Source organism: Leptolyngbya sp. FACHB-711 (genome assembly GCF_014695615.1).
In the GTDB taxonomy this organism is placed as follows: domain Bacteria; phylum Cyanobacteriota; class Cyanobacteriia; order Elainellales; family Elainellaceae; genus Leptolyngbya_A.
Window position 1 is genome coordinate 1 of sequence record NZ_JACJOR010000131.1, and the last position, 8,196, is coordinate 8,196.

7 protein-coding genes are annotated in these 8,196 nt (G+C 51.7%); 4 read left to right on the plus strand and 3 right to left on the minus strand.

Features of this window, described 5'->3' with window-relative positions; all coding sequences use genetic code 11:
* Together H6F80_RS04250 and H6F80_RS04255 are read left to right on the plus strand one after the other, a co-directional pair.
* Positions 1–541: ATP-binding cassette domain-containing protein (locus H6F80_RS04250; RefSeq protein WP_190790365.1), on the plus strand; the 541-nt coding region annotated here is incomplete at its 5' end.
* 217 nt (positions 542–758) lie between these two features.
* Positions 759–1,781: a long-chain acyl-[acyl-carrier-protein] reductase gene (locus H6F80_RS04255; RefSeq protein WP_190790366.1), complete on the plus strand. Its 1,023-nt coding sequence runs from the start codon at positions 759–761 to the stop codon at positions 1,779–1,781.
* A 64-nt stretch (positions 1,782–1,845) separates the two neighbouring features.
* Here H6F80_RS04255 and H6F80_RS04260 read toward each other — a convergent pair whose 3' ends face one another.
* Entirely contained in the window at positions 1,846–2,637 is a 792-nt protein-coding gene (locus tag H6F80_RS04260; protein WP_347277820.1) for a pantothenate kinase, read from the minus strand.
* A gap of 150 nt (positions 2,638–2,787) precedes the next feature.
* Here H6F80_RS04260 and H6F80_RS04265 point away from each other — a divergent pair, with 150 nt between their 5' ends.
* Positions 2,788–4,854 carry an amylo-alpha-1,6-glucosidase gene (locus H6F80_RS04265; protein WP_190790368.1) on the plus strand — a complete coding sequence of 689 codons (2,067 nt, stop codon included), beginning with the start codon at positions 2,788–2,790 and terminating at the stop codon, positions 4,852–4,854.
* Here the strand turns inward: H6F80_RS04265 and hflX are convergent.
* Both hflX and H6F80_RS04275 read right to left on the minus strand, forming a co-directional pair.
* Positions 4,851–6,371, minus strand: coding sequence for a GTPase HflX (gene hflX, locus H6F80_RS04270; RefSeq protein ID WP_518523513.1), 1,521 nt, complete (start codon positions 6,369–6,371; stop codon positions 4,851–4,853). The genes H6F80_RS04265 and hflX overlap by 4 nt on opposite strands.
* A 350-nt stretch (positions 6,372–6,721) precedes the next feature.
* The gene (locus H6F80_RS04275; protein WP_190790369.1) at positions 6,722–7,165 is read right to left on the minus strand and encodes a tetratricopeptide repeat protein; all 444 of its coding nucleotides are present in this window, start codon (positions 7,163–7,165) and stop codon (positions 6,722–6,724) included.
* Between the two features lie 661 nt (positions 7,166–7,826).
* Here H6F80_RS04275 and H6F80_RS04280 point away from each other — a divergent pair.
* A partial coding sequence (locus tag H6F80_RS04280; RefSeq protein WP_190790370.1) for a caspase family protein occupies positions 7,827–8,196 on the plus strand: 370 nt, incomplete at its 3' end.

The following is an 8,196-nucleotide window of genomic DNA, read 5'->3' on the forward strand; positions in this document are numbered from 1 at the left end:
GCTGATGACGGTAGGAGCAAGCATTTCCGATCCCCTGCTGATCCACAAACTGGCAACACCCAAAGCCGCAAAAGCCGAAGCGGAAAAAATGCTGGAGCGCGTCGGTCTAACTCCGGCGATCGACTTTTACCACCACTATCCTAAAGACCTCTCTGGCGGACAGCAGCAGCGTGTCGCGATCGCCCGTGCCCTGATTACGCGACCGAAGCTTCTGATCTGCGATGAGCCTGTGAGTATGCTGGATGCGAGCGTGCAGGCGCAGGTGCTGGACTTGATGCTGGAGCTAAAGCAGGAATTTGACCTGACCTACCTGTTTATTACGCACGATCTCTGGGTGGCACGGTTTTTGTGCGATCGCATTGCAGTGATGAATGCGGGCAAAATCGTCGAGCTGGGTAAAACGGATGCCCTGTTTGCCAATCCTCAGCATCCCTACACGAAAACGCTGCTGTCTGCTGCACCGCTTTTATCTCGCTTGTCCCAGGCAAACCCACCGGGGAATCCACAGGTCAGCCCAACAAAAGCAATTTTCTCTGAATAACAATTGGATTTTGTCCAGTTTATGGGAGAGTCGGCGACCCAGTGCTGCTAGTGAACCGTGTATCCTGGAACAGGAGCGTAACCCCGATTAAACCAGAAGCGATCCTTCTAAAGATTTATTTCGATTACCCCAGATTGTGTAGTATTTTGAGGGGTGTTTAACAACACTCCTGTTCACTGTCCTCCTTGCCATTCGAGACATAGGCTCGCTGCTGTCCATGTTTGGATTAATTGGTCATCTGACAAGCTTAGAACACGCCCAACTGGTTGCAAGAGACCTGGGCTATCCCGAATATGCCGACCAGGGTTTAGACTTTTGGTGCAGTGCACCGCCCCAAATCGTAGATACCATCAAAGTGACCAGTGCCACTGGACAGCAAATTGAAGGTCGCTACGTCGAATCCTGTTTTCTGCCGGAAATGCTAGCAACGCGCCGGATCAAGGCAGCGACCCGCAAAATTATTAATGCGATGGCGCACGCCCAAAAACACGGCATCAATATCACTGCGCTGGGTGGATTCTCTTCGATTATCTTTGAGAATTTCAACTTGCAGCAAATTTCCCAGGTGCGAAACGTCAAGCTAGAGTTTGAACGATTTACCACGGGCAATACCCACACGGCTTACATTATTTGTCGTCAGGTGGAGCAGGCAGCCCGTCAGCTTGGTATTAACTTATCAAAGGCAACCGTAGCGGTCTGCGGAGCAACGGGAGACATTGGCAGTGCAGTTTGTCGCTGGCTTGATGCCCGTACCGATGTCGCAGAATTGCTGCTGATCGCTCGTAACCAGGAACGGCTTCAGGCACTTCAGGAAGAGCTGGGGCGCGGCAAAATTTTGAACTTGGAAGAAGCACTGCCTCAGGCAGACATTATTGTCTGGGTTGCCAGTATGCCAAAGGGTGTGGAGATTGATCCGACCACGCTAAAACAGCCCTGTTTGCTAATAGACGGCGGCTATCCCAAGAATTTGGGAACCAAGATTCAGCATCCGGGTGTTTATGTGCTGAATGGCGGCATTGTGGAGCATTCGCTCGACATCGACTGGCGGATCATGCGGATCGTGAATATGGACGTTCCAGCGCGTCAGTTGTTTGCCTGCTTTGCAGAATCGATGCTGCTGGAGTTTGAGAAGCTGCACACCAACTTCTCCTGGGGACGCAATCAGATTACGCTCGAGAAAATGGATCTGATCGGTCAAGTATCGGTGAAGCACGGATTCCGTCCACTTTTGCCAGCTTAATTGATTACGCTCAGCTGCCCGATCGATGCGAAGCAGCTTCCCCGCTGAAATAATCGTCTGAAAACTAACCCTGCTCCACGATCGCCTGCATTCCTCTAAAGAGCAGATGCGGGTCGATCGTGATTTTTTGTGCTAATTCTGGATGTTGTGCCTTCAGTCCATGCACTAATGAAGGAGCATCGCCGCCAGTCAGGACAATTGCGCCTTGACCAAATTCCTGTTCCCAGTTTGAAATAAAATCCTTAATTCCTGACAGCACGGTGTAGAAAATGCCGCTTCCAATTGCCTCCGCAGTCGTTTTTGCCCAGCGCGGCGGTAATTTTTTGCTGGGTTGAATCAGGGGCAAGGCAGCAGTCTGGTCAGAAAGCGATCGTCTTTGCAGCGTCAGCCCGGGTAGAATTGCGCCCCCGATGAATTCCTGCTGAGCATTTGCTCCCGTAAAAGTTAGAGCAGTTCCAGCATCGATCACCAGAGCAGGCAGTTTGTTACGATCGACAGCTCCCCAGAGGGCAAGGGCGCGATCGATCCCCAGCGTCGGGTAAAGCCCCCGCAGCGGAATTTGCTCCAGCGTCAGCAGTTGGGCTTGGGGGCAGGTTTGCCAGAAGGCAGTTTGGGCAGGAACGACCGAAGCAATATAGATCGGAAGGTCAGCGAAAGCCGCATCCGCAGGCAAATTGGAGTTTTGATGGAAAAATGCTAGCGGGGCAAGTTCCAGGGCAGGATGAGCAGTATCCCAGGCAGCGATCAGCTCTCCCTTTTGAAACCAAGCCCAGTGTAATCGCGAATTCCCGATCGCCAGGGCAATCCATTCGAGGGGAGTGAATCGATCGAATTCAAAATTCTTAAGTATCCTCACAGGATTTTTACAGGGTTCACATCCCATACTCAATATAGCGTTCCTCTTCTGGGTTCTCTTCCAGCCCATTGCTGCGTCTACCCAACCTCACTCCGGTCCTGGGATGCGCAGCTTGACCTTTGACCTTACACCGTTTGTTTGACTTGTTTTATGAATATTGAATTTGGGCGAGAAATTTGCGGCGATCTCGACCTGGCAGGATCACGCGAATGGATAGTCACCAATGGCATCGGCGGATTTGCGGCGGGGACGGTTTCAGGAGTGCTAACCCGTCGCTATCACGGCTTACTGGTTGCCGCCCTTAACCCACCCCTCGCCCGTACTTTGCTGCTGACCAAGCTAGAGGAAATTGTCCACTATGATCGCCAGGTGTATGCGCTCAGCACCGATCGCTGGAATGGTGGTCATGTTGATCCGCAGGGATACCGATATTTAGAGCATTTTGCAGTCAACGACACAATTCCCACCTGGCGATATGCCTGCGGCGATGCGCTGCTCGAAAAGCGAGTTTGGATGCAGCAGGGTGCAAATACCACCTACATTCAATATGAGCTGGTGCGATCGAGTCAGCCGCTTGCCCTGATGCTCAAATCGTTTGTGAATTATCGGGATTATCACGGCAATACCCGCTGTTTGCACTGGCAGATGGAGGTGAATCGGGTCGATCGCGGCGTGTCTATCGTGGCTCATGGACAAGCCGTTCCTTTTTTCCTGCTTAGCGATCGGGCAGAGGTGATTACGCTGCATGAGTGGTACTACAACTTTTTCTTAGAAGTGGAACGCTACCGGGGATTGAGCGATCGAGAAGATCACCTTCATGCCGCAACATTTCACCTGACCCTGCATCCCGGCGAAACAGTGACGATTGTTGCCAGTACAGATCCCCATGCTAGCCTCAATGGCTCTGCGGCTTTCAAACTGCGCCAGACCTACGAGCAGCGATTGCTGAGCCTCTGGAAAAGCAACCGTCCCATTGGGGCAAAAGACGCGCCTCCCTGGATTCGTCGTCTGGTGCTGGCAGCCAATCAGTTTGTCGTGAATCGATCGGTGACCCGATTACCCCTTCCAGGAACAGCAAAGCAGCCGAGTGAGCCAGCGGATGCAGAAGAAACTCTACCAGAACCAGAGGTGCTGCATGGCAAAACGATCATCGCTGGGTATCCCTGGTTTAGTGATTGGGGACGAGATACGATGATCAGCCTGCCGGGACTGACCCTGACGACCGGACGATCGGATGTGGCGCGATCGATTTTGCGAACCTTTGCTTCCTATGTCAGTCAGGGAATGCTGCCCAATCGTTTTCCCGATGTGGGAGAAGAACCGGAATACAATACGGTCGATGCAACGCTTTGGTATTTTGAAGCGATTCACCAATACTATCTGGCGACGCAGGATGATGATTTGCTGGTAGAGCTTTTTCCAGTGCTGGCAGAGATGATCGACTGGCACTGTCGGGGCACGCGCTACAACATTCACCTTGATCCGGCAGACGGCTTACTTTATGCAGGCACTCCTGAAACGCAGCTCACCTGGATGGATGTCAAAGTAGGCGATTGGGTAGCTACGCCGCGCCTGGGCAAACCGATCGAAGTTAACGCCCTTTGGTACAACGCTCTCCGTACGATCGCAAAAATTGCCCGTCGGCTGGGCAAGCCCCATCAGGAATACGACGCCATTGCCGATCGCACCCTTGCCCGCTTCGATCGCTTCTGGAATGGCGATTTGGGTTACTGCTACGATGTGCTGGATACGCCCGATGGCAATGATGCTTCGCTGCGTCCGAATCAAATTTTTGCCGTTTCGCTGCCCGAAAGTCCTTTAACCGAAGCCCAGCAGCGCAGCGTGGTGGATGTGTGTGGACGATCGCTCCTGACTTCTCATGGGCTGCGATCGCTATCGTCTGATCATCCCAACTATCGAGGACGCTATGGTGGCACTCCGCAGCAGCGAGACGGAGCCTATCATCAGGGAACCGTTTGGGGTTGGCTGTTAGGACCGTTTGTGCGGGCGCATTTTCGGGTTTATCGCAATCCTGTGCAGGCGCGTCAGTTTTTAGAACCTATGGCAAATCACCTGTCGGCACATGGCATCGGCAGCCTCAGCGAGATTTTTGATGGCGATCCCCCCTTTCATCCACGTGGCTGTTTTGCTCAAGCCTGGACAGTGGCAGAGGTACTGCTTGCTTGGGCTGCGATCGAGCAAATCGATGAACGTTAATCCTTTTTAAACTGCCGGGAAGCGGCGGCATAGTAAACAAGCTGCGCCAAGCGCGTCCGCAAGGTTTCTAGCCCCAGCCGCTCTCCGGCAGAGATGAACACTGCCTGCGGATATTCCTCCTGAGCAAAGGCAAGGGTTTCGCCATCGGCCTGGTCAATCTTGTTAAATGCAAGCAGGGCAGGACCAGGTGTAATCGGCATCTGCGCCAGAATTTTCATCACCGATCGAATCTGACCCTGCCAGCTTGGATGAGATAAATCAACAACGTGCAGCATTGCGTCGGCTTCGGTGACTTCTTCTAGCGTGGCGCGAAACGCATCGACCAGCGAAGGCGGCAAATCGTGGATAAATCCCACCGTGTCGGTGAGGACGATCGGCAGAGAGCTGTGAGTTTGTGGATCAGTCAACACCAAGCGGCGAGTGGTCGGATCAAGCGTCGCAAAAAGCTGGTCTGCGGTATAAACCTCCGCATTAGTTAAGGCATTCAGCAGCGTTGATTTTCCGGCATTGGTGTAGCCCACGATCGCAATCGACGGAACTTCCTGATGCTGTCGCTGCTGTCGAAGGCGCGATCGATGTGCCTGAAGCTGGTTCACTTCCTGCTGAAGTCGAGAAATCCGTCGCTGAATCGCTCGCCGCTCAGTCTCTAGTTTGGTTTCCCCCGGCCCTCTTGTGCCAATCCCGCCGCCCAGTCGAGACATTGCCCGACCCCGACCGCTGAGTCGAGGCAGCATATACTCAAGCTGCGCCAGCTCGACCTGCAACTTTCCGGCTCCCGACTGTGCCCGCTGAGCAAAAATATCTAGAATCACTTCAGTTCGATCGACAACCCGCACCCCAATTTGCATTTCCAGGTTTCGCACCTGTGCAGGCGACAAATCGCGATCGAACACTACCAGATTTGCTCCCACGGTCTGAGCCGCCAGCGCAATTTCCTGCACCTTGCCTTCACCCACCACTGTTTGCGGATGGGGACTGCTCCGCCGCTGATGCAGCACTTCTAGCACTTCACCGCCTGCGGTTTCAATCAGTCGCGCCACTTCGACTAGCCGATCGCGAAACTGTTTGGCATTCAGCCCCTCGGTCATTAAGCCCACCAGCAGTACGCGATCGTGACCCGCAGCCACCTGTTGCGCCACATAGTCCCGGCGAAATTCTTCTTCCAGACCTTCAGTGAGATCGAGAAAATCTTGTAGAGCAATACTGTCCAGGCTGAGCGGCGGCGAAACCGTCCAGCGAGCTTCAGGATGGGGAACCAGATGCGCTAGATATGTTTCTTTCACATACCCAGTTGCACCCCCGCCCCGCCGCTCAAAGCCTCCGCCCGACAGCACCAGCATCACTAGCGCATCCAGGCGTTGCAGTGCCATTGCCGTCAAAGTTGCCTCACTGGGCGACTCTGATTTGAGGTTCGTTGTAACACAGCGAATTCCGCTCAGCCGTTCTGCACCATAGCGGGGTAGTTCTAATAAGGGAATCTGCGTTTGTCTGACCGTTCCCACGCCGACTCGAATCACTTGCCCGCGCCGATTAATGTAGGTGCTAACGGGCTGATCAATTTCGGTGCTGATTGCCGCTAATCGTTGAGCAAACTCAGGCGTGGTTAATCGATCGCCGGGAAGTCGCTGATGATAAAGTCGCTGGAGTTGCTTGAGTTGACTTGGCTTCAGACCTTGAAGCTGTCCATAAATCGTTTCGATAGGCGCATTCCACCAGGAATTCTGGTGTTCTCAATTAGACTGCCTTTATTTTACCGATCTGTTTAGCAATCCGTGCGGTCTAACCTGTGGCTCAATCCATTGATCAAGCCGTAATCATCAAGCGGTCACTCTGTTCTTTAGTGCTGTTCTTCAGTCCTGAGCAAAGGCTAAGCCCATCCTTTTAAAGATTGCCAGAGTGAAGTGAGCCAGCCGCTTTGCTGAAGTGACGAAAAATTGAACTGCTTTGGCAGCTTTTTAGACGGATTGCGATCGCCAAGCGCATTGTGATAGCTCTGATAAGCTTCGCGGTGGCGATTGAGCCGATGAAGGGCAACGCCTCGAAACAGCCAAGCTTCAGCATCGGTCGGGCAAAGAGTCAACGCACGATCGCAGCTCTCAAGGGCTTCGTGATATCGATCGAGATAGAGCAACACTACTGCACGAAAGACCCAAGCCGGTACAGATTCAGGCTGAGCTTCAAGGACGCGATCGAACTGAACCAGTGCCTCTCCGTACAGTCCTTGATTTGCAAGCTGTTCCCCTTGCTCAAGCGAGAACTGACTGTCTTCTACCATTTCCAGTAAGGCGATTTGCTGTGAATAGGAGTTCATCGTAAGGAATAGGAATTGTGCAGGCTTGAGCAAATAATCTTGAGCAAATAAAACTTCTCCCACTGCTTGCTCAAAGCTCTTGTCTTTCCTGATCTTAAATCCGGGACAGACCAATGTTGAAAAAAAGCCTTACAAAGAAATTAAATTTAAAGAGCTGACGTCGCCAATTACCCCGTATTTTTACTTAATTTTAGGTCTGTATTGAAATTTATTTGTGTTAGATGAAGAAAACTCAGGGTTATTACTGAACTCAGAATAGGCAAGTAGTATTTACTGATTGATTGTTTATGCAAATTTTCCTAAGTAGATATTTGGATTAGAAAGAATGCGATTTAAAGTTACTTTTAAGCTGGTTGCTCTAGCTCGAAACCCTTCTGATGAGGGCTTTAACCCCCTTTCGCCCTCACCCCCCTTTTAGTTCTTTTTGCCGCTTGTTACAGTAAGTTTTAGATAGAAAAACTGCTTAATTCTACGCAAACTATCTCTCAACTTTCTCAGTCGAATACAGCTTATTACTTAAGTCTAATTCCTGAACAATGGTGCAATAACGAGTGTTTAAGCTAATTTCGATTTGAGTTTTACCTAGTGTCTTGTGTGGAAGTTGATGATGCCCAGTCAAACAGCAAATTTAGACAAACTGCGGGTAAGGGGTGCGGTCTAGATGTTACGGGATGCCTTAGTTGTAGGAGTAAATACATACCAAAATTTGCCGGGGCTAAAAGCTCCAGCAAGAGACGCCGAAGCGGTTGCAAAAACGCTGCAAACCTATGGCGAATTCCGAGTTCATCGCTTGCCAGAGGTCATTCAGACAGGACAACCGCAGATTGGGCAAAAAACGCAGGTCACGCTTCAGATGCTTGAATCAGCTTTGATTCAGCTTTTTAAGCCGAAGGGCCGCTCTGTGGCGCAGACCGCTCTGTTTTATTTCTCTGGGCACGGGCTTCAGCGAGAAGCCGGAATTCGGGAAGGGTTTCTAGCTCCCAGTAATGCTGACCCCGATCGCGGATTCTATGGATTATCTCTCTTCTGGC